The organism is Pseudarthrobacter sp. NPDC080039 (genome assembly GCF_040702335.1).
GTDB lineage: Bacteria > Actinomycetota > Actinomycetes > Actinomycetales > Micrococcaceae > Arthrobacter > Arthrobacter enclensis_A.
In genome coordinates this window covers 37,421-56,172 of sequence record NZ_JBFBKY010000025.1, presented here as the reverse complement: position 1 = coordinate 56,172, position 18,752 = coordinate 37,421, and the positions used below count along the sequence as shown (strand labels likewise).

The window sequence follows — 18,752 nt, the reverse complement described above, 5'->3', positions numbered from 1 at the left end:
GACGCACCCACCCGAAGGGAAAGCCGTCCGGATAACCGCTGGAGTCTTGACGAGGCCTAAAGGCAGCTGCGCCCAGCCTCAGTAGTCCGGATAAGAAAGCGGTACCGGGTGGGGGCCGAGCCTGGCGGCAGTTCGGAGAGGGTCAGGCCGTTGGCGCGGACCGCGGCCGCGAGGTCGGCGTTACCGGACGGGTAATCCCGGTCCAGTCCCCCGGCCAGAACGGCGATGGTGGCCGAGCTTTCTCCAGTGCTTCCGGCCAGTGCGGCGCGGTGGGCGTGGGCGTCGATGCCGTAGGCGAGTCCGGCGATCACGCAGATTCCACGCTGGGCCAGGCTGTAGGCGATGTCACCGGTGACGGCAGCGCCGTAGCTCGTGCAGTCCCGGGAGCCTGCCAGGGCCGCGCAGCTGTCAGGGTTGGGGATCCCGTTGCCGATGTTGCCCCGGAACCAGAGGCCCAGGGGCGCGTCCGGGAGGTCGTCCAGGCCGCTGGGCCAGTGCTCGTCGCCCGGGATCAGGAAGCCGCCACCCAGGCGTTCGATGGTGGTTAGGTCCTTCTCCGGGTTCAGGTCCGGGACGCGGGGCGCCCAGCGCTTCAACGCGGCCGCCAGCTCCTCGGGCGTCACGTCCGGGAGGGTATGGGCGGGTTGTGCGCCGGTGGCGAAGCGCAGCGCGGCGTGCGCGCCGAGCCTGCCCACGAGGGTGTGGCCGATCAGGTCGCCGGGATCGAACAGGCGGGTCAGGGCTGCGCGTGCAATGCGGTCGTTCATGGGTGGTGTTCCTTCTTGTCCGAGAAGTGGGGTGGGTGGGGCGGCTTACGGTGTCCGGCCAGCTCCCCGTTCCCTCCCCCGCGTTGTTTTGGCTGCTGGCGGAGCTTGCGGAGCTGTGCCCGACGGAGCGCCTGTCCACCCGTAAGGGCAAGGGGCGGGAATCTTCGTAAGGAAATCAGCGACGAAGGAGCGCCGTCGAAGCATTTCCGCGCCGCAGGCCCCGACGAAGGAGGGGCTGGACGGGCCGGAGCGGGCACGTACAATCCGTCAGGACAGCAGCCAAAAAAGGCGTCGCAGACAAGGACAGGGTCAGGGGGTCCGGAGCCCTGCGACGGCACCCCAGGCCCCAACAGCCGGCCGCGCCAGCGGACGCCCGAACCTTGCGGTGAAGGTTCCCGGGTTTCGGTGAGGGTGTTGCTAGTGTTGTCCCGTCCTCCTGCGCCGGCTGTAGTCTGACGTCCGGGTCGGGGGGATCCTTCTGTCCTTCTGCCGGAGCTTGTCCCTTGCGGGTAGGGGTTCATGGAGGACGCAAAGAGCCGGCCCCCGCGGGGCCGGCTCTTTGTGTTCCTCGGACAAAGGAAGATCCAGGGGCAGCATCAGTGCTGCGGGGTGTTTAAAAGTTGTGGTGTTCTTGGGCCCACGCGATATCCACCGACGCCCCGGAATCGGTGGCGGTGAGCAGGCTCAGTTCAACGATGTCTTCGGCCAGGCTGGCGTCGTCGCCGGGTTTGTCGTCCTCGGTGAGGATGTAGTCGGTTGCCATGCTCACGCGCTCCCTGGTTCGGTGCAGTGTTCCAGGTTTTCACTGTAGCCGTGGTTTCTGCGCGCTCGAGGGATTAGTGGCTGCGCCCGCGTCAGCGTGAACGGCGGCCGGGGGAGCGCAAGCGGAGGAGGCCGCCCCGCCACCGTCGGAAGGACCGGGCCGGGATCGTGTGGTGATCCCGGCCCGGCTCTCTCCCTTACTGGATGATGCAGCTCCCCTACTGGATGATGCGGCGCTGGTAGGACCGTCCGGGGTCGCGGGCGACGTCAGCGACGCGGCCCTGGGTAATCACTTCCCGCAACAGCACGGCGAGGCGGAAACCTGAAACGTCCTCGGCGGCGAGCTTCAGGTACCGGTCGGCTTGGGATCCGCGGCCCTTCAGCCACTGAAGCCAGCCCATCAGGGTCAGCATCGGGGCGCGCTGCCCGGCCGGCACGACCTTCATCAGCTCGAAGGCGAGGGCTTCCGCGCGGTCGATGCGGTCCCAGTCGGGACGGGCGGTGAACGTGCCCATCAACACGTCTTCGAAGCTGCCGTTGTGGGTGGTGATGGTGTCCCGGAACAGGTAGTCGCGGATGTGCCGGTGCTGGAATGCTGCCGCCAGCTGCCGGGCCGTGTCCGGCGCCGGTGCTCCATCCACTCCATCCAATGCGGCGGCCCACGTCCGGCGGGCGGTGTCCAGGTCTTCGTCGGTGCCTTCCGGGGCGTGCACCGGTGCCGCCCACGTGCCCAGCATCTCCGCGTTGTACACGTCAAGGTCCGGGGCGGACCCGAAGTAGGTCAGCGTGGCGTTGGCGTTGCTGTCCCGGACCTCGTCCAGCGGGTTCGTCTCGGCGGTTCCGTAGGGTGCCCAGTGGGTGGCGGTGACCAGCAGGACGATGCGGACGGGCATTCGGGCGGTGGCGAGCTCGTTGGTGAGCGCCGCGACGTGCGGGGCGTACGGGTAACCGCCGCCGGGCTCTTCGTCGGTGTACACGATGAGGACGCTGCCGGTTGCCTTCTCGTCGTAGGCCGCGTAGGTGGTCATCATCTGCGCGTAATCCTCCGGGGCCGCCTCCGCCGGTGCGTCCATGCGCAGGCTTGCGCCCAGGATGCCCGCGCGGAGCGTGAGTACGACGAAGGATTCCTTCGGTCCGGTGCCCAGCAGGTGCGGGACGGCGGCGAGCAGGTCAGCGGGACCGGAGATCGTCAGTTTTTCAGTCATGGTGGTGTTTCCTTCTTGTCCGAGAAGTGGGAGTGGGTGGGGCGGCCCTGTGGTGACCGGCCAGCTCCCCGTTCCCTCCCCCGCGTTGTTTTGGCTGCTGGCGGAGCTTGCGGAGCTGTGCCCGACGGAGCGCCTGTCCACCCCTAAGGGCAAGGGGCGGGAATCTTCGTAAGGAAATCAGCGACGCAGGAGCGCCGTCGAAGATTCCCGCCCCGCAGGCCCCGACGAAGGAGGGGCTGGACGGGCCGGAGCGGGCACGTACAATCCGTCAGGACAGCAGCAAAAAGGCGTCGCAGACAAGACAGGGCCAGGGGGTCCGGAGCCCTGCGACGGCACCCCCAGGCCCCAACAGCCGGCCGCGGAGCCTGCGGAGCGGACGCCCGTTCCCGTGTGAGCTCTGGCGAACGCACTCCCCGGGCCACGACCAACCCCACCAGCCCCGTTACCTCCGGCAGGCCGCGGGCGGCAGACATCCCGCACCCGTCTCCTGCGCGAGGGGCGGTCCGCTGCCGGCAACCACCTCCGGAAGCCCGCCACCTCGGCGGCGGACCGCCCGCGGTGACCGGCCCCGAAAGGCCGGTCACCTCCTGGCTATTCGCGGCGGTCGTGGAGCGGGACCGCTCCGTAGTGTCCGGCGGCGCGGCGGAAGCGGGCGTCACTGCTGTAGATGAACGTGCCGCCGAACATGTACCACGGCGCGGGCTCCTTTTCCTGGGTGAGGGGTTCGGCGTGGACAACGGTCTCGTCGTTGAAGTGTTTGTTCTTCACGAGCCGGACGGCGGGTCGTTCATCGGTGGCGGTAAACACCGGGTCGATGCCTTCCCCGATGACGGTCACTTCCATGACTGTGGCGGAGATGCCCCTGTTGGAGAAGTCCGTGCCCAGGTCGTCGCGGTAAATCAGGGCGGTGATGCCTTTGGGTGCTGCGGTGTCGTGGCTCATCTGCTGATGTCCTTCGGGTTGTGGGGGTGTGCTGCCCGGCCCTGGGGCCGGGCAGCACAGCGGTGTGGTGGTGGTTAGGCGACGTTGACGGTGCAGGGCATCCGGTAGCGGCTGGGAAGCTCGGCGGCGGCTTCCGGCAGATCGTCCGGTCCGTGTGCCTGGCCGTTCTTCCAGTGGAAGAACGGCTGTTCGGTGATCGCGTCCCACTGGCGGGCCTTGGTCCGGTAGTAGGTGCAGGTCACGTCACCCTCGCAGTACGTGGCGACGCCGAACAGGTTTCCGATGCGGTCCGCCGTGCGGGTCGCGGCGACCATCACGTAGGGCCACTGCCCCAGATCCCAGCCCTCCGAACCCCAGCAGGAGAGCACCGTCCAGCCGTGCTGTTCGATCAAATCCATCCAGTCGTAGCCGCCGTTCATGTGGTAATCGCCCAGGACGGTCATGTCCTCGATGGCTTCCCCGGTGTCGGCCAGGGTCACGGTCTTCCTGATCACTGCATTCATGGTGGTGTTCCTTCTTGTCCGAGAAGTGGGGGTGGGTGGGGCGGCCCTGTGGTGACCGGCCAGCTCCCCTTCCCCTCCCCCGCGTTGTTTTGGCTGCTGGCGGAGCTTGCGGAGCTGTGCCCGACGGAGCGCCCGTCCACCCGAAGGGCAAGTGGCGGGAACCTTCGTAAGGAAATCAGCGACGCAGGAGCGCCGTCGAAGAATTCCCCGCCGCAGGCCCCGACGAAGGAGGGGCTGGACGGGCCGGAGCGGGCACGTACAATCCGTCAGGACAGCAGCCAAAAAAGGCGTCGCAGACAAGGACAGGGTCAGGGGGTCCGGAGCCCTGCGACGGCACCCCCAGGCCCCAACAGCCGGCCGCGGAGCCTGCGGAGTGGACGCCCGTTAACTGGTTGCTGCGCAGCGGCAACCAGTCCCTGCGGCGGTAAACTTGTACTGCCCCCGTCACCGGCCCCTCCCCCAGTAGGTCGGTGACGGTGAGGCTTAAAAAGCTCTCCGGCCGGACCCTTTTTGTGGGATGCTCGAAGGCGTAAGCAGCAGGATGTTTACACCCAGGGCAGAGGGCCGCTTTCCCACCGCTTGCGGCCCTCTGCCTTGCCCTCCACGACTGCCTGGGCTGTTGGTGCCGCGGAATTCCAGTCGCCGATCACAGCGGGACACAGGCAGTTGAACGCTCCCGGCGAGAACCCCCAGTGAAGGAAAGACGCCCCAGCCCGCAGGGCCAGCGACCGGCCGCGCAACAGCCAAAACCGCCTCGCGACGCCAGCGCCGGCTGCCACTGTCCTCGCAGGCACCAACACAGCAGCGTGACTTTGCCTCTCGCCTCCAGGGGCACGGCAAAAGCCCACCCGCTCCGCTGCTTTTCCCGCACCCATGGGGAGGACGGGACCCACCGGACCGCCTGTACACAACCACCACGTCACCACCCTGCCCGTGTTCGCCCGGGTGAACGGTGGCTGTGCACAGCCTCTGTCAGGTACAGGGACGGTATTGGTCAGGTCCCAACGGGCCGGAGCCTTGCCGCTGCCGTCGCAACTTCACGGCCCAATGGATTTTTCCAGTCAGGAGCAACGGAGGCAGCCCATACGCCGACGATTTTCATCCAGTCGGTTCACATCAGGTGTGGGACCGTCGAAGGCTTTGGGGGAACGTAGTGATGGCATCCGTTACATCAGGCAAAGCTGAACTGGTTTTGGGAGAACACGGCCTTCTTCAGCTGACGTGGGCCCGCCACTCCATCGTCCGTAACGTGACGCCGAAGCAGCCACGGACATGGTCAACGGGTTCTGCGCAGATACTGAACGCCCACTGCTGGTCGACATGGCCACACGTCCGCGGTCAGCCGCGGAGCCCGCGGGTCTTCACCCGGACCTGTCAGGCATCACGCGTGGCGCTTCTGGGCGCCTCACCGGTCGACAAGGTCGTCGCCAACTTTGTTTTGGCAATAAATAAGACAGGCCGTCCCAAACGCTTTTTCACCTCACGGGCAGAAGCCATGACATGGCTCACCACAGGCACTATGACCTGATCTGATGGCCGCCCGGGGCAGGCAGGAGGCTGCCGCTTACGGCACTGTCGGGTCTTGCTTTGCGGCCAGAACGGCGAGGTCGTCTATGAGCTGCCGCACTTCACGTTCGCGGCCGCTGGAAAACACGACACTGGACAACGGACCTGATCTCGTGGACGGAGCGGGAACCGGGGCGGGCTTGTCCGGCCGCGCCACCACAGCAGGTCCCTCAGCTGCAAACGGATCGATAAAGCGCACTGGTTCCACTACACGTCCCCCTCAACCGTCACCATCTGGTCTGCCCATTATGGAGGATCCACCCGCCCGACCAGCTGCGCCGCGCTTCGGACTCCGCTTCCATGATGTGGCGCCCATAGGATCCCAGCCGGAGACGAGGCACGTGATGACGGGCAGGAGACGTGCCATGAATGGGCAGCATCATGGCCGATGGCCGCGCCAGCGGACGCGCGACGGAGGAGGCACCAGCGGAAGGGAAACCCTCGCCTTACGGCGGTAAACTTGTACTCCCCCGTCACCTGGCCGTTCCCGGTGGCGGGGCCTAAAACTCCCCGCAAGTCCCGTTTCGTGGGATGCTTGACGGTGTAAGCAGCAGGATGTTTACCAAATGGAAGGCCCGCGTTCCCTGGGAACCGGGTCTTCTGTTGTTCCGCAAGGAATGCAGCGGTATTGATACGGTGGAATGGTCCCGCCAGTCGCAGCGCATCTCGCCGTGCACTCCTGGCGGGACCTTATTCACCAGGGGGTAAAGCATGGATCTGCTGAGCAGTTTCAGACGACGTCGCGCAGCCGGCACCGCCGCTCCTGCAGGCCGGGTAAGTGAGCCGGAGGCGCAGGAGCTGCCGACACCTGAGCAGCTGGCACAGCTGCAGGACGCCTGGGCCGAACTCGCCAAGGCAGCTGAAGGCTCCGGCCTCACCGGCCTGCACGCCTGCTCCCGCAATGGACGGCGCTGGGAGGAAGACCCGGAAGCCGTCCGCGGCCTCGCCGCCATAATCCGGGAAGTCCGGGCGGAGAACGCCAACCATTAGCCACGCGCACTCCAAGGATCTAAAGCTGGCCACCGGCCTAGGATCAAAGATATGGACAGGACTGGGTTTGGGGAGCTCGAAGGGCAGACATCGGTAAACGAGCTGCTCGACGAACCGATCGGTGAAACCCCCGTGCAGCTGGCGCTCCCGATCCTCGTCCAGGTGAAACCCGGCCAGTTCCGCCGCCTTTCCTGACCCAACCACGCCTGCTCACAGCAGGAGGCATGTCCCGCTTTTCACCGCAACGAGACCGTCCCAGCCCCCCAAGGATGCCATGCCTCTGAAGCCACGGTTGGGCGGGTTGTGCACACTGGCGGGCAGGTGGAGCCCTCCAAACAGCTCAAAGCTGTCCCCACCGTGTACAACCCGCCCGATTCCTGCCCCCTCGCACAGGCGATGGTTCCTTTGTCGGCCCCAGCGAGTAGCATCGAATGAATCGAACATATATTCGAATAAAGGTGTGTTGTGGGCGTCATTGTCGGTCCCCGTGTGGTAGACGCGGGCGTTTCGTTGTTGTCGGTGCTGGTCTCTCCGATGCCGGTTGCGGCGGGGTTCCCGTCGCCGCCGCAGGACTTACTTCGACGGCCGGATCGACCTGAACGCACACCTGATCAAGGACATCACGTCCACCTACGTGGTGCGGGTCTCCGGGGAATCCATGAAAGATGCAGGAATCAGCGACGGAGACGAGCTGATCGTGGACCGGGCCTGGAGCCACATGACGGGCGTGTGGTCGTCGCGGTACTGGACGGGGAGCTGACGATCAAGCGGCTGCGGATCACCCCGACAGGGGTAGTGCTGCAGGCGGAGAACCCTGCCTACCCGAACATCGAAGTGCCGGCCCTGTCCGACCTGACTACTTGGAGCGTCGCACCCCGATGCCTCCACCACGCTTTAGGCCGGGGCGATGTCTAAGCCGGCGTTGATGCGGCACATGCCGCAAATCGCGCACGTGGACGTGAACTGCTTCTACGCCTCCGCGGAGCGGGCGTTCGACCCCTCCCTCGAGGGGAAGCCCGTGATCGTGCTGTCCAACAACGACGGGTGCGCTGTCACCCGCTCCCCCGAAGCCAAAGCCCTGGGCATCGCCATGGGTGAGCCCTGGTTCAAGCTCGCTCCCCGGGCCAAGGAATGGGGCCTGGTCGCACTGTCCAGCAACTACGAGCTCTACGGAGACATCAGCGCCCGGGTGATGGAGCTGCTGGGCCGGTATTCGGCCTGGCTGGAGTCCTACAGCATCGACGAAGCCTTCCTCGGCGTCAAAGGCACCCCGGCGGAACTTTTGGCGATGGGCCGGTCCATGAAGGCCGCGGTCCGGCGGAACGTCGGAGTGCCGGTCTGCGTCGGGATCGCACCGACGAAGACGCTGGCGAAGCTGGCCAACAAATGGGCGAAGAACAACAAAGCCTTCGGCGGAGTGTGCCACTGGGACTCCGTCCCCGCACAGGAGCGGAAGGCATTGCTGGGCCGGCTGTCCGTCGAGGAGGTGTGGGGCATCGCCGGCAGGCTGACGAGACGGTTGAACGGGATGGGTATCTTCACGATCGCTGATTTGGTCCGGGCCGATCCGGTGGCCATCCGGGACAAGTTCAACGTCGTGGTGATGCGTACCGTCCTGGAGCTGCAGGGCACCCCCTGCATCCCTATGGAAGAGGAACGAATCGGGCGGGACCAGCTGATCTTCTCCCGGTCATTCGCCAAGCCCATCACCACCGCGGCGGGCATCCGGCAGGTCATGAGTGTGTACGGGCAGCAGGCCTCGGCGCGGCTGGCCAAACACGGGCTGCAGGCCAAGGTCCTGACCGCGTTCGCCGGCACCTCGCACTTTAACCCCCAAGACACCTCGTACCCGTCGGTGTGTGTGCCGTTGCCGATGCCGACCGCCGACCCTGTGATCCTGACCAAAGCCGGCCACGCCCTCCTGCCCCGGATTGTCGAGGGCGTCCGGTACGCCAGGGCAGGGATCATGGTCACCGACCTGCGCCCGAGCGGCAACCAGGCACCCCTGTCACTGTTCGAAAACCCCCACGAGGAACGGCACATCGGGACCCTGCTGGAGGACGTCACCCGCCGCTACGGACGCGGGTCCATCGGCCTGGGGCATGGCGGGATCCGGGGCGGCCCGGACTGGACCATGAAACGGGACATGCTCTCCCCGAGATACACCACCCACTGGGATGAACTCCCCCTCGTCAAAGCCGCCTGACCAGCCCTCTGCACCATCCAGGAAGACAACAAGCTCATGACCATCACCCCAGAAGCTCCTACCCTCAACGTCCCGGTGGACGTTCGCTTCACCAAGGCCGGCACTCCCTTGGCCGTCCGGTACGACGGACGTATCTGGGCCGTAACCGAAGAACCTGTCCACTGGTTCACCAGGGACTCATGGTGGGAGACCCGCCAAAGCGTTCCCGTAGGCGTCGGGAACGTCGTCGACACCGAACACTGGCGGGTTCAGGGTCGCCTGACCTCGACCTCAGCGCTCCGCACCTTCGAGCTGCGCCGCGATCCGCTGTCCGAGCAATGGCTGCTCGCGGCCATCACGGACGTCGGGACGGCCGCCGCCACCTGACCCACAAAGCTGCGCCTCAGTGGATTAATCAGGCGGCAGATGCAGGTATCCCCACGGTCCGGATGCACCCTGTATAGCGAAGTTACCAAGGAGATGGGCGTGAAAGTAACCTTGACCGTAGAGGCCGGCGACGGGCGGCTCAGCTTCGCCGAAGCCGAAAGCGCGACGTACGAAACAGCCAAAGCCGCTACAGAGGCCCAAATCCCGACGGATTCAAAAGCAATCGCAATCCGTACTCCGTAGCCTGGCAGCAACGGTTGAGGGCAGGACGGCCTGTACGATTTGATCCGCAACTTTTGCGGCGTCCTCATGGGCCCAGAAGCGGAGAACTGACCAGCCCGCAGCTTTGAGATGTTCGGTTGTCTCAATGTCCCGGGCACGATTGCGAGTGATTTTCGCACTCCAGTAGTCGACGTTGGAAGCCGGGGGACGATAGTGCAGGGGGCATCCGTGCCAATAACACCCGTCAATGAATACCGCTACACGCGCACGAGTGAAGACGATGTCAGCGGTTCGGCGCAGATGCGGGACCGGGCGGAAGTTGACCCGGTAACGCATGCCCGCGGCATGAAGCAGGCGCCGCACAGCCACTTCAGGCTTGGTGTCTCGAGACCGATTGCCCTGCATCGCTTTCCTGGTGGCTGGCGTCGTTGCCCAGGAGTTCTCCACCCTGCCAACTTATGACGCCGCGACGGTGCGAGCCAACCAACTTCACCGTAAGCAAAGACACGCAGATGTCTGTAGCCGGAAATTGGCTCTAGCCATGGGCGCGCAAGTAGCGTTAGGCCCATGAATCACGTCCATTCTCTTCCTCCTCTTTCGCGCGCACCGTTGCGCGCGGCTGAGTTTTTCGCCGGTATCGGCCTGGTCAGGGCAGGTCTGGAACCGGCTGGCTTCGAAGTCGTTTGGGCAAACGACTTCGAACCGTCGAAAAAGGAGATGTACGAGGGGAACTTCGGGACCGACCATGATTTCGCCCTAGGGGACGTCGCCGCGGTCAAGAGTTCTCATCTTCCGGAGGACCTGGACTTGGCCTGGGCCAGCTTCCCCTGTACGGACCTTTCCCTTGCCGGTGACCGGCGCGGCCTGGCCGGGAAGCAATCGGGGACTTTCTTCCATTTCACTCGCATCTTGGCTGAGCTTGGGGATAAGAAGCCGCGCGTCATCGCTCTGGAGAACGTGAACGGCCTAGCGACGTCGCACGGTGGTGACGACATGGCAGCCCTCGTCAGAGAGCTAAACAGCCTCGGTTACAGCGTGGATGTGATGGCACTCGACGGCCGACGGTTCGTCGCGCAGTCAAGGCCCCGAATTTTCATTGTCGGCAGCATGGACGTTCCTGTCGAAGACACCGAACCTGTCTCCACGCTGCGGCCTGAATGGCTGCAAAGCGTATTCCAAGATGAGACCCTGGTAACCCACCGCGCGGCTCTCCCGGAGCCGCCCGCCATGTTGACTGTAGGCCTCTCAGAAGCGATCGAGGCGATGGGTCCGCGCGATGGTCGCTGGTGGGAAGCGGAGCGCAAAAAGAAGTTCCTCGATTCATTGTCCGTGGTTCAGCGCGCGCGGTTGGATGCAATGAAAGCTTCGGAGCTCGTCACCTATAGGACGGCTTACCGGCGCACCCGGGCCGGGGTTCCCGTATGGGAAATCCGCGCTGATGAGATTTCGGGGTGCCTGCGCACCGCGCGCGGCGGCTCGTCAAAGCAAGCGGTTGTGATGGCCGGCCAAGGAAAGATTGCTGTGCGCTGGATGACGCCAGTCGAGTATGCGCGGCTCATGGGAGCACCTGACTATAACCTTGGCGGTTTGCGCGAAAGCCAAATACTTTTTGGCTTTGGTGACGCCGTCGTTGTCCCGGCCGTTCAATGGGTTGGGGACAATTACCTGGCACCTCTGATCCGCGGCGAACTGGCGCAGCCTGCCCTTTTGGAACGGGTGGCTGGTTAGTGTCTTCTCGCGGGGAAGCAACGCTGCCCGGCACCGGGCCTGCGGCTCCCATTGAATCCCTTCCTGCAGAAGATGTTCGACAGTTCCGGTCCGAACTCAAAGTCTTCATGGAGAGCCTGGACGATGAGGGCCGCAAGATCGGCACGGCCAAGTACGGGATCTATGCGTTCTACGACTATGACGGCGAGCCGATCTACGTCGGCCAAACGCGGGAAAAGCTCTCTGGGCGAGTTGGCCGGCATTTGACCAATCAACGGACCGATGCTGTGGCTATGCGTGTGCTGGACCCACTGGAAGTCGCGGCAGTGGAAGTGTGGCCGTTGTGGGACTTCGATGAGATGGCTCGTCAGGCGACGACAAAGGAAGAGAAAAAGGAGCTGGCACGGCTTCTCGATGCCTATGAGTATTCGGCCTACCTGAAGGCCATCGAGGACAGCCGTTTCAAGGCGATTCTCAACGAGAAGATTCCCCCGGTGTCCGCCCCTGTTCCTCTCCCTCCGTCGTTTAAGGCGTCGCTGGTCACTGAGCTGCACCGCGTCGAAAGAGGCCATGCGGACATCCGGATCGCACGCAGGGCTGAAACTGTCTCTCGGTTGGCCGACGTCGTGCGAGAACGCGGAAAAGTCACTGTTGGGCTTCGACGGGTTTTGGTCGTGCAGGCCGTGCGCCTTGCCTTCCTGTCCGCCCAGCGCCTGGCTGTTGCTGAAGGGCGTCCTCTACCAACCCCCGACTCCATCAATGTAAGCCAACTGGTCGGTTCTGTACTCGCGGAGGCCCCCGACACCGGTGAAGACGACGACTCTCTATAACTAGTGAGTGATCAGATCTTCGGCGGCGGCAAGCATCCATTGCCCGTCCCCGAAGCGGATCTCATACAGCGGTTCCCCCGTAGGGCTCATGCCTTGGAAATTGGCTTCAAAGTAGGGCCATCCGTCGCGCGTCCGGGCAACCGCATCCCGTGTTTTCACAGCTCTAAAAGTTCCAAGCGGCGTGAAATCCGCGCGGTGCTGCTCATCTTTCCCTGCCAAGGAATACCTCACAATCCCTCTCAGAGGAGTCCTCTCCCCTAGCCACCGAGGTTACCTCCTCGGCGCCTTATGCTACATAGGTGACTACACTCCCCGCTGACGATCGCCGGCATGGGACTCCTAACGGATACGGCAATCTCAATTGCCGGTGTGATCGGTGCCGGGAAGCTAATAGATTGGCTCATGCTGCATACATGGAACGAGTGCGCGCCGAGGGCCGTGTGCTTGGTAGGCACGGCACCGCGGCGGGCTACGATTCTGGATGCCGCTGCCACGCGTGCAAAGCAGCGCACAACAAGAAGTCCCGCGACTACAAGAGACGCCGGCGCAACCAGGCGACAAACGGTGAAGCCTCATCCACATGACCGCTTCCCACAAAGGTGCTCATCGGTAAAAGTAGATCGTGTGGAAGCAGATCCGTCTAAATTTTTCGCCAACCTCTAGTTGGGGGAGCCACTGTCTGCTCCGCTATGAGAGTGCAGCCTCTACCCCGGAAGAGCAAGAAATGGCCGCGCGCGCACCCTATAAGACCCACCGCCAACAGCATCTAGGAGATTTCCTAGACTTTCTGCAAGATCAAGGTTGGCTTGCGTGGGAAATTGGCGAGGAGGACTCCCCCACACTTTTTCGCATAGTCGAGCCTGGCATCCCCCCTGCCGTCTACCGCACTTGGGAGGCCGAAACCGTCGCGCAGCGGATTGCCGATAGAGAGGGAATTCCTTGGCTCCCTGTGCCGTATCCGGGTGGCGTCGATCGTTACGAGGAAACTTTGGCCCGGATCGACGCACTGGCGGGACTGCAGCCAAAATCTTCATCAAATGAAGTCTGATGGTTGCGTCGGGCCGCACGATCGCAGCTGCCGTTTGATGACGCCCCCTGGAAGCGGCGGCTCAGACGGCGCTCCTACCGCAGAGGTGCTCCCGCCGCCGGTTTGCTGCAGCGACGGGAACCTCAGGCATCGCCCTTGATACGCCGCGCGCTGCTACACAGCGGCATCAGTATCGCTTCTGCTCTCGCGTATAGCCAAACTGATCCGAGGTTCCTTCAGGAGCAAGTCCAGCTATATACGGGTGCCGTCCATCTATCAGGCGAACGTGTAGGAAAGCTTCCCGTTGTAAATGAATCTGATCTCATCGGGAGAATCGAAGTCGAGGTCGCCTGAGACTATGACACAGTCTTCCCCACCGTCCTTAGCGAAGACGTCCGGCATGACCCCCTTGTTTGCCCCCGCTGCGCTCAGGAACCGAAGAAAGTCCTGCTTGCCGTCCAAGGTGATGCCCAAATCAACCTTGCGGCCCGTCCCCTTCTCCCGAAGGCGAGCACTCAGCAGGCCTTGTTCATTCTTGTACTCTTCGATGTAGCACTTCGTTCTCTTCCCCACGGCGTTGCTCCTTCGCTGCATTTTGACCTTGAATGAGCCTATCCGGCGATCGCTCGCTCGCCCTGCAGTCGGGTGAAACACCACGACACCGCAGCTGCCAAGACGCGTTGGAAAAGCGTGAGCTTAGGGAACGCGGCGGCAACCGTGGCTGTACTGAGAGCGAGTCAGAGTGATCAATGATGTTGCCTGGGATCATCTATGCCCGTCCGTGGCAGTGCATACGATCTTTGCGGAGATTCCAAGTGGACGCCATTCCAGTCCAATTACCGTGTCACACTTCCTTGGAAGCGGGATCAGCCCCACGTTGATCACTTGCTCAGTTTTCGGAATCGTCTGCACTCCCGATTCCGGGGGTTGCAGGTTTAGCAGAAGTAAGAAATGCAGCAGCTGCCACGTGGAGGGGCTAATCATGTTTTGATGAGGCATGGCTAATGGACGTTCGCTGGCTTCCGCCGGCACCCCCCAATCGCGGTTGACCTTCCTGCTTCTAGGTCTTGCAAGCACGGTTCTCGGTTTAGTTGTCGGCTTCAGCCAGCGGACAATCACTACGCAGAATATAAGTGGGGCACCATTTCCGCTCGAGTGCGGTGCCTCATTCGCCCCAGACCTGAGCACTGTGCAGGGCAGGGACTACAACTCCGGTTGGAATGAGACCGCCTCATGTCTCGATCAACTTTGGATGTGGGGTGTGGTAGCCGCCGTTCTCACGCTCATCGGCGTCGCATGTCTAGTTATCTGGCTGTACAAGATGGTAGGGCGGTCAGAGTCGGTGAACTTCAGCGGTTCGCAATAGGCGGGCACATAGAAAATTTTGCGGCGCACCGCGCGCCAAGTGCCATCACAAAAAGAGGATCGCCGCTTCAGCGGCGATCCTCTTCGGCCTTGTAAAGGCATGCGCTGCCGGGCGAGGCTCTATGACGTCCTTGACCCAGGGGCGGAGCGGGCTGGTCCAGACGCTTCTGAACCTTAATCAGCTCTTCCTTGGCCTTGTCACGATGCATAGATGGGAGAGCATGGGAACTACATGAGTACTATCTCACGCCTATTTCGACCGTCCGGGTCCTGGGTCATGACCACTCGACCCTTCCTTACTTCATCTCGGATGTACTTATAGATGGCGACAGCGCGACGGATTGTCTCGGTGAAGGACAGACCATCCCGCTCAGCAAGTTCCTTAAGGTCTGTCGCCGTCTGCTCATTCATATTCACATTGAGACGGACTATCTGCTGTTGTGCGATTGCGGGCATAGTTGGGCTCCTTGATTCTTCCGAGCGTTCGAGTCATGGGCCTTGGGGGCCTGGGCTTGCATCTACACACATCATACGCATGATGTCAACATGTAAAACGCATGGTCGGCCCAATAGGTTCCAATACTCCGTTGTGATCGAACAAAAGACCGGCTACGTTTTGCTGAATACAGGCACAATGCCACGTGCTGTCTCCATTGGAGGGGAGGACCCATGCGAATCTCTCTTGGCTCGCATTCCTCAGGAAGGGAGATAGCAGCCTATCTCTCCTCTCATCTGGACGATGTCGGCATCTTCGGTTGGACAGTCTCAGTGACCAAAGAAGAAGAGTCAGCCACTCAAAACCCCAATGGGACCTCAGCCCCAAGCCTCGGCGACACAGCATCACCGTCGAACGAGCAAACCTTCATTGCAAGGGATCTTCCTGATGTGGATTAAGCGTTTCATCCCAGGCTTCAAGAGCAATCCTGAGCTGCCGCCAGAACTTCCAGACGACCAAATAACCGTCTTTCAGGATGAGATCGACGACCACCTCACAGTCCCAGGTAGCGGGGCCGTGATCAGGCTGGAGACACCCGGATCAGGCCCCACTTTCAAAGTGGAAAAAAATAAAAGCCATCCGGACTTTGTTCGTCGTGATCTGGCGATGCCCATTATGTATTTTCTTCTGGCCACGTACCTGATCACCCTTGGAACGTTTGTGGGAGCCCGCCTGTGGAGTAGGTCCGATCTCTTTTCATCAGAAGATCTCGCCGCAGCGATTGCGGGCATTTCAGGGCTACAAGGCCTCGCCGCCGCAGTTATGGGCTTCTACTTCGGAACAACCAGCAAGGATAAAAGCGATCCCAAGGAATAGCGCGTACCACTGGATGCCACAGAGGACACGGTTAAGCTCACTGGTCGGCCTGCCGTCGTGCCATTAATCCCTCGTTTCCAACACGGCCCAGCACCCGTTGGTCTCTCCAGTTGCTCAAACACAACCTTGGCAAAAAAGGTCACGGCACCGGCCGCGACGTAACGGCGTTCTCCCCGCAGCCGGCCAGCTGGCATCGTGTTGCAGAACTCATCTTCATCTTCTCTCCCTGTAGTTTCTTCCTCCACAGTTCCGCCGACGCGGACCGTTTGGTGGGACGGACGTCGGCGTCCGAAGTCTAGAAGAGCAACGCCTTCGAGCAAGACAGATCGGCGTCCAACCCGGCTGCGAGAAAGGTGTTCCATTTCCTTGGAAACGGGACACCCCTGGTGGGACGCTCGACCCCAGATCGAATCGCCTGAAGGTCAGGTAATTCACCTGTCCCGAATGTTGTTCCAAAAGTCAGGCCAACGTTCGCCGTCACAGGGATAACTTTCGGTACGCTTGAGCCATGGAGATCGGTTATGCGCGGGTATCAACGGCGAAGCAGGACCTTGCCCGGCAGCTGGATGCCCTGAGGGCCGCAGGGATCGAGACCGTCTTCTCCGATAAGAGATCCGGCGCTAATACGGACCGCCCGGGGCTTCATGATGCGTTGCGTCATGCCAGAGCCGGGGACGTCCTTGTGGTCCACACGCTGGACCGTTTGGGGCGGACCGTGCGGGACACCCTGAACCTGGTTCACGATCTGAAGGAACGCGGCGTCGGTGTCCGGACACTGGCTGATCCCCTGCCTATTGACACTGCCAACCCGGACAGCCCTATGGCACAGTTGGCGGTTGTTCTGCTGGCACTTTTCGCACAGATGGAGCGGACTTACGCGGCCGAACGTGCCTCACACGCCCGGGCGGTGGCATCCGCCAACGGTCGTCGCACGGGACGGCCTTCCGTGGTTCATGCCGACCAGCTCGAACACGCCACCCTGCTGCGGGACAAAGGCCTGTCCATGAAAGAGATCACCGCCAAAACCGGGCTGAAACGCACCACCCTGTACCGGCACCTGCCACCCCGCTCCCCAACGGCCGACGCATCAGCTACCCATGTCCGCTAATCCGGACACTCTCAGCTACGCCCTGACCTATGGCGGGACATTGGTCGTGGCGCTGCTGATGGTTATCGGCCAACTCGCCGCCGTGGCGATTCTTCTCATTCTTGCCGGGATCACACGGCTGACCGCCTACCCCATCCGGGCGATCGCGCGATCATTCAACAGACCTGAACAAACCTGAAAATGGCCGATGCCATTCTTTGAAAATGGATCGGTCCGGCGCCCATGCCCTGCGGAGGGCAAGCATCCTTTGACACCATGGGAAAGCGCCGGACCGTCCGATGCACTGGTTGTGCCGGTGTTTATGGTTTCGGCTTGAACTTCCGACACCAACGCCGACTCCGACGGCTGACGAACCAATAGCCGCCTATGAGCATGAGCAGGAACCCGGCGGCGCCGATGACGGTCAGCTTTGAGTCGATGCCTGCGACCAGCACTGCAGTGCCGGCAATCATGGTCAGGACGGCATATATCGTGCGTGAAGTTGGCCTGCCCAATGCTCCTGCCTGCAGTTTGCGGGCAAGATCCGGATCCGCGGCTGCCAGTTCCTGCTCGAGCTTTTCAAGGCGCCGTCGCTCCTCCTCCGATAGAGCCATCGTGACCCCTTCCGCTTCCAACAGGCACCACACCGTTGTTGCAGCAGGACCCGAGCCGGCATTGCCCTGGGCGCCACCGCGGCAACTCCAACCATTATGTGTCTGCCCCCGTTTCCGGTGCAGTGTCCCGAGGGACGCTGCGGCCTCTGCAAGAGGTCAGTGGAGGTGGAGGAACGGGGTGCCGCGGGCTGCGAGGGTGTCCAGGGCCTGTGCCATGCCTTGGGCGGTGCCTCCCCGGGGATGGTTGCCGTGGCAGATGATGATGTCACCGGGCCGGGCCTTCGCCGCCTCCCGGGCGACGGTCGCGGCGGGGTATGTGGCGCCGCCGTCGGCATTGACGCTGAACGCGACCGGGGTGATCTGCAGGGCGTTGACGATCTGGACAGCGACGTCGTCAAAGTACGCGGTCCCAGAGCGGAAGAAACGGGGCCGGGTCCCGGTCAGTTCCGTCAACGTGGAGTCGTTGCCCATTACCTCGTCGTAGACCTCACCAACGCCTTGAGTGCCAGGGATTCCGTAGGCGGATCTACCCGTCGTGGATAAGGGCCGGTGCGTGGTGCCATGGTTTGCCAGTTCGAACAATGGGTCAGCGGCCAGTTCCCGGGCCGTCGCCGGGTTGGCCGCGATCCATCTGGAGTTCAGGAACAGTGTCGCCGGGACACGCCGCTCGCGGAGGACTCCGATGAGGCCCCGGTCGAAGTCGCTGCCGTTGGCGCCGCCGCAAAAGTCGACGGTCACGGCTATGCCCGGCGTTCCGGGGGACAGCCGGGACATGGCACCGGGAGCTTCTAGGCCCCAGTAGGTCGGGGTCCTGCAACCAAACGCGTTGACCACCTCAGCACGCGAGAGAAGCAGCGGCTTTCCTTGGTCGGGCTGCTCGGACAGGACCGGCGGGGCCGATGGTGAAGGTAGGACCAACTGCTCAGAGGCAGGGACCGGCGGCTGGTCCGCCGGCGCAACCCGCGCCGCGTGGTTCTGGTTCTGGCTGCTGCCTGGAAGAACCGCTGCCACACTCAGAAGCGCAGTCAATACGATCAATTTCAAAGTAAGGGGACAGGGAACAGGCGGAAAACTTCGCTCGGACAACGACATGAAAGCATGCAACGCCGAAGTAGATCATAGACACGGGAACCTGAATATCGTCGCCGGTCGCGTGTTCTGGCCCGCGCCCATCAGGCAAAGCCGGCGGGTCCGCAACAAACAAGGGCAGCGGGCAGACCCCCGCACGGAAATAGAGTACCGATCACTCGGGCCCTCCTTATCCCTGCCACGTAGCCTCTG

Annotated in this window: 20 protein-coding genes and 2 pseudogenes; 12 read left to right on the top strand and 10 right to left on the bottom strand. The window is 62.8% G+C overall.

Annotated features, from left to right (window positions below):
• Positions 1 to 59: 59 nt before the first annotated feature.
• From AB0313_RS18895 to AB0313_RS18875, 5 genes and pseudogenes are all read right to left on the bottom strand, one after another.
• A pseudogene (locus AB0313_RS18895) lies at positions 60 to 767 on the bottom strand (DNA-processing protein DprA); the annotation flags it as partial.
• A gap of 613 nt (positions 768 to 1,380) precedes the next feature.
• Positions 1,381 to 1,536, bottom strand: a complete 156-nt coding sequence (locus AB0313_RS18890; RefSeq protein WP_366307516.1) for a hypothetical protein — start codon at positions 1,534 to 1,536, stop codon at positions 1,381 to 1,383.
• Between the two features lie 211 nt (positions 1,537 to 1,747).
• Positions 1,748 to 2,734: a DUF4192 family protein gene (locus AB0313_RS18885; RefSeq protein WP_366307510.1), complete on the bottom strand. Its 987-nt coding sequence runs from the start codon at positions 2,732 to 2,734 to the stop codon at positions 1,748 to 1,750.
• A gap of 591 nt (positions 2,735 to 3,325) precedes the next feature.
• Complete coding sequence (locus AB0313_RS18880) at positions 3,326 to 3,676, bottom strand: hypothetical protein (RefSeq protein WP_366307508.1); 351 nt, start codon at positions 3,674 to 3,676, stop codon at positions 3,326 to 3,328.
• A 74-nt stretch (positions 3,677 to 3,750) separates the two neighbouring features.
• Complete coding sequence (locus AB0313_RS18875; protein WP_366307506.1) at positions 3,751 to 4,179, bottom strand: hypothetical protein; 429 nt, start codon at positions 4,177 to 4,179, stop codon at positions 3,751 to 3,753.
• Between the two features lie 2,277 nt (positions 4,180 to 6,456).
• Between AB0313_RS18875 and AB0313_RS18870 the strand changes: the two genes are divergently transcribed.
• The 6 genes and pseudogenes from AB0313_RS18870 to AB0313_RS18845 all read left to right on the top strand — a co-directional run bounded on the left by AB0313_RS18870 (position 6,457) and on the right by AB0313_RS18845 (position 9,550).
• The gene (locus tag AB0313_RS18870) at positions 6,457 to 6,735 is read left to right on the top strand and encodes a hypothetical protein (protein WP_366307504.1); all 279 of its coding nucleotides are present in this window, start codon (positions 6,457 to 6,459) and stop codon (positions 6,733 to 6,735) included.
• Between the two features lie 51 nt (positions 6,736 to 6,786).
• Complete coding sequence (locus AB0313_RS18865; protein WP_366307502.1) at positions 6,787 to 6,930, top strand: hypothetical protein; 144 nt, start codon at positions 6,787 to 6,789, stop codon at positions 6,928 to 6,930.
• A 270-nt stretch (positions 6,931 to 7,200) separates the two neighbouring features.
• Positions 7,201 to 7,650, top strand: a pseudogene (gene umuD, locus AB0313_RS18860) (translesion error-prone DNA polymerase V autoproteolytic subunit).
• A 10-nt stretch (positions 7,651 to 7,660) separates the two neighbouring features.
• Positions 7,661 to 8,941, top strand: coding sequence for a Y-family DNA polymerase (locus AB0313_RS18855; protein WP_366307512.1), 1,281 nt, complete (start codon positions 7,661 to 7,663; stop codon positions 8,939 to 8,941).
• A gap of 36 nt (positions 8,942 to 8,977) precedes the next feature.
• The gene (locus AB0313_RS18850) at positions 8,978 to 9,307 is read left to right on the top strand and encodes a hypothetical protein (protein ID WP_366307500.1); all 330 of its coding nucleotides are present in this window, start codon (positions 8,978 to 8,980) and stop codon (positions 9,305 to 9,307) included.
• Between the two features lie 99 nt (positions 9,308 to 9,406).
• Positions 9,407 to 9,550 (top strand): hypothetical protein, encoded by a 144-nt coding sequence (locus AB0313_RS18845; RefSeq protein WP_366307514.1) that lies wholly within the window; start codon positions 9,407 to 9,409, stop codon positions 9,548 to 9,550.
• On the opposite strand, the gene AB0313_RS18840 is transcribed toward AB0313_RS18845, so the two are convergent.
• Entirely contained in the window at positions 9,521 to 9,976 is a 456-nt protein-coding gene (locus tag AB0313_RS18840; RefSeq protein ID WP_366307498.1) for a very short patch repair endonuclease, read from the bottom strand. The genes AB0313_RS18845 and AB0313_RS18840 overlap by 30 nt on opposite strands.
• Positions 9,977 to 10,096: 120 nt before the next feature.
• Between AB0313_RS18840 and dcm the strand changes: the two genes are divergently transcribed.
• From dcm to AB0313_RS18825, 3 genes are all read left to right on the top strand, one after another.
• Complete coding sequence (gene dcm, locus AB0313_RS18835; RefSeq protein WP_366307497.1) at positions 10,097 to 11,257, top strand: DNA (cytosine-5-)-methyltransferase; 1,161 nt, start codon at positions 10,097 to 10,099, stop codon at positions 11,255 to 11,257.
• The gene (locus AB0313_RS18830; protein WP_366307495.1) at positions 11,257 to 12,066 is read left to right on the top strand and encodes a GIY-YIG nuclease family protein; all 810 of its coding nucleotides are present in this window, start codon (positions 11,257 to 11,259) and stop codon (positions 12,064 to 12,066) included. Before dcm ends, AB0313_RS18830 begins: the two co-directional genes overlap by 1 nt.
• A 724-nt stretch (positions 12,067 to 12,790) precedes the next feature.
• Positions 12,791 to 13,114, top strand: a complete 324-nt coding sequence (locus tag AB0313_RS18825; protein WP_366307493.1) for a hypothetical protein — start codon at positions 12,791 to 12,793, stop codon at positions 13,112 to 13,114.
• A gap of 255 nt (positions 13,115 to 13,369) precedes the next feature.
• Here the strand turns inward: AB0313_RS18825 and AB0313_RS18820 are convergent, their stop codons facing one another.
• Both AB0313_RS18820 and AB0313_RS18815 read right to left on the bottom strand, forming a co-directional pair.
• Positions 13,370 to 13,666: a hypothetical protein gene (locus AB0313_RS18820; protein ID WP_366307491.1), complete on the bottom strand. Its 297-nt coding sequence runs from the start codon at positions 13,664 to 13,666 to the stop codon at positions 13,370 to 13,372.
• Between the two features lie 1,020 nt (positions 13,667 to 14,686).
• On the bottom strand, positions 14,687 to 14,914 hold the full coding sequence (locus AB0313_RS18815; RefSeq protein ID WP_366307489.1) for a CopG family transcriptional regulator: 228 nt from the start codon (positions 14,912 to 14,914) through the stop codon (positions 14,687 to 14,689).
• Between the two features lie 427 nt (positions 14,915 to 15,341).
• On the opposite strand from AB0313_RS18815, the gene AB0313_RS18810 reads away from it, so the two are divergent.
• The 3 genes from AB0313_RS18810 (at position 15,342) to AB0313_RS18800 (ending at position 17,056) form a co-directional block, all read left to right on the top strand.
• A complete protein-coding gene (locus tag AB0313_RS18810) occupies positions 15,342 to 15,770 on the top strand; it encodes a hypothetical protein (protein ID WP_366307487.1) in 429 nt (142 codons plus the stop codon).
• 508 nt (positions 15,771 to 16,278) lie between these two features.
• A complete protein-coding gene (locus tag AB0313_RS18805) occupies positions 16,279 to 16,878 on the top strand; it encodes a recombinase family protein (protein WP_366307485.1) in 600 nt (199 codons plus the stop codon).
• The gene (locus AB0313_RS18800) at positions 16,868 to 17,056 is read left to right on the top strand and encodes a hypothetical protein (protein ID WP_366307483.1); all 189 of its coding nucleotides are present in this window, start codon (positions 16,868 to 16,870) and stop codon (positions 17,054 to 17,056) included. The genes AB0313_RS18805 and AB0313_RS18800 overlap by 11 nt, the downstream gene beginning before the upstream one ends.
• A 121-nt stretch (positions 17,057 to 17,177) precedes the next feature.
• On the opposite strand, the gene AB0313_RS18795 is transcribed toward AB0313_RS18800, so the two are convergent.
• Positions 17,178 to 17,471: a DUF3040 domain-containing protein gene (locus AB0313_RS18795; RefSeq protein ID WP_366307481.1), complete on the bottom strand. Its 294-nt coding sequence runs from the start codon at positions 17,469 to 17,471 to the stop codon at positions 17,178 to 17,180.
• A 156-nt stretch (positions 17,472 to 17,627) separates the two neighbouring features.
• Positions 17,628 to 18,500, bottom strand: coding sequence for a polysaccharide deacetylase family protein (locus tag AB0313_RS18790; protein ID WP_366307479.1), 873 nt, complete (start codon positions 18,498 to 18,500; stop codon positions 17,628 to 17,630).
• Positions 18,501 to 18,752 lie beyond the last annotated feature (252 nt).

Coding starts and splice junctions, on each gene's coding strand:
- AB0313_RS18885 (WP_366307510.1), bottom strand. CDS start 2,734: ATGACTGAAAAACTGACGATCTCCGGTCCCGCTGACCTGCTCGCCGCC.
- AB0313_RS18880 (WP_366307508.1), bottom strand. CDS start 3,676: ATGAGCCACGACACCGCAGCACCCAAAGGCATCACCGCCCTGATTTAC.
- AB0313_RS18875 (WP_366307506.1), bottom strand. CDS start 4,179: ATGAATGCAGTGATCAGGAAGACCGTGACCCTGGCCGACACCGGGGAA.
- AB0313_RS18870 (WP_366307504.1), top strand. CDS start 6,457: ATGGATCTGCTGAGCAGTTTCAGACGACGTCGCGCAGCCGGCACCGCC.
- AB0313_RS18865 (WP_366307502.1), top strand. CDS start 6,787: ATGGACAGGACTGGGTTTGGGGAGCTCGAAGGGCAGACATCGGTAAAC.
- AB0313_RS18855 (WP_366307512.1), top strand. CDS start 7,661: ATGCGGCACATGCCGCAAATCGCGCACGTGGACGTGAACTGCTTCTAC.
- AB0313_RS18850 (WP_366307500.1), top strand. CDS start 8,978: ATGACCATCACCCCAGAAGCTCCTACCCTCAACGTCCCGGTGGACGTT.
- dcm (WP_366307497.1), top strand. CDS start 10,097: ATGAATCACGTCCATTCTCTTCCTCCTCTTTCGCGCGCACCGTTGCGC.
- AB0313_RS18825 (WP_366307493.1), top strand. CDS start 12,791: ATGGCCGCGCGCGCACCCTATAAGACCCACCGCCAACAGCATCTAGGA.
- AB0313_RS18815 (WP_366307489.1), bottom strand. CDS start 14,914: ATGCCCGCAATCGCACAACAGCAGATAGTCCGTCTCAATGTGAATATG.
- AB0313_RS18810 (WP_366307487.1), top strand. CDS start 15,342: ATGTGGATTAAGCGTTTCATCCCAGGCTTCAAGAGCAATCCTGAGCTG.
- AB0313_RS18805 (WP_366307485.1), top strand. CDS start 16,279: ATGGAGATCGGTTATGCGCGGGTATCAACGGCGAAGCAGGACCTTGCC.
- AB0313_RS18800 (WP_366307483.1), top strand. CDS start 16,868: ATGTCCGCTAATCCGGACACTCTCAGCTACGCCCTGACCTATGGCGGG.
- AB0313_RS18795 (WP_366307481.1), bottom strand. CDS start 17,471: ATGGCTCTATCGGAGGAGGAGCGACGGCGCCTTGAAAAGCTCGAGCAG.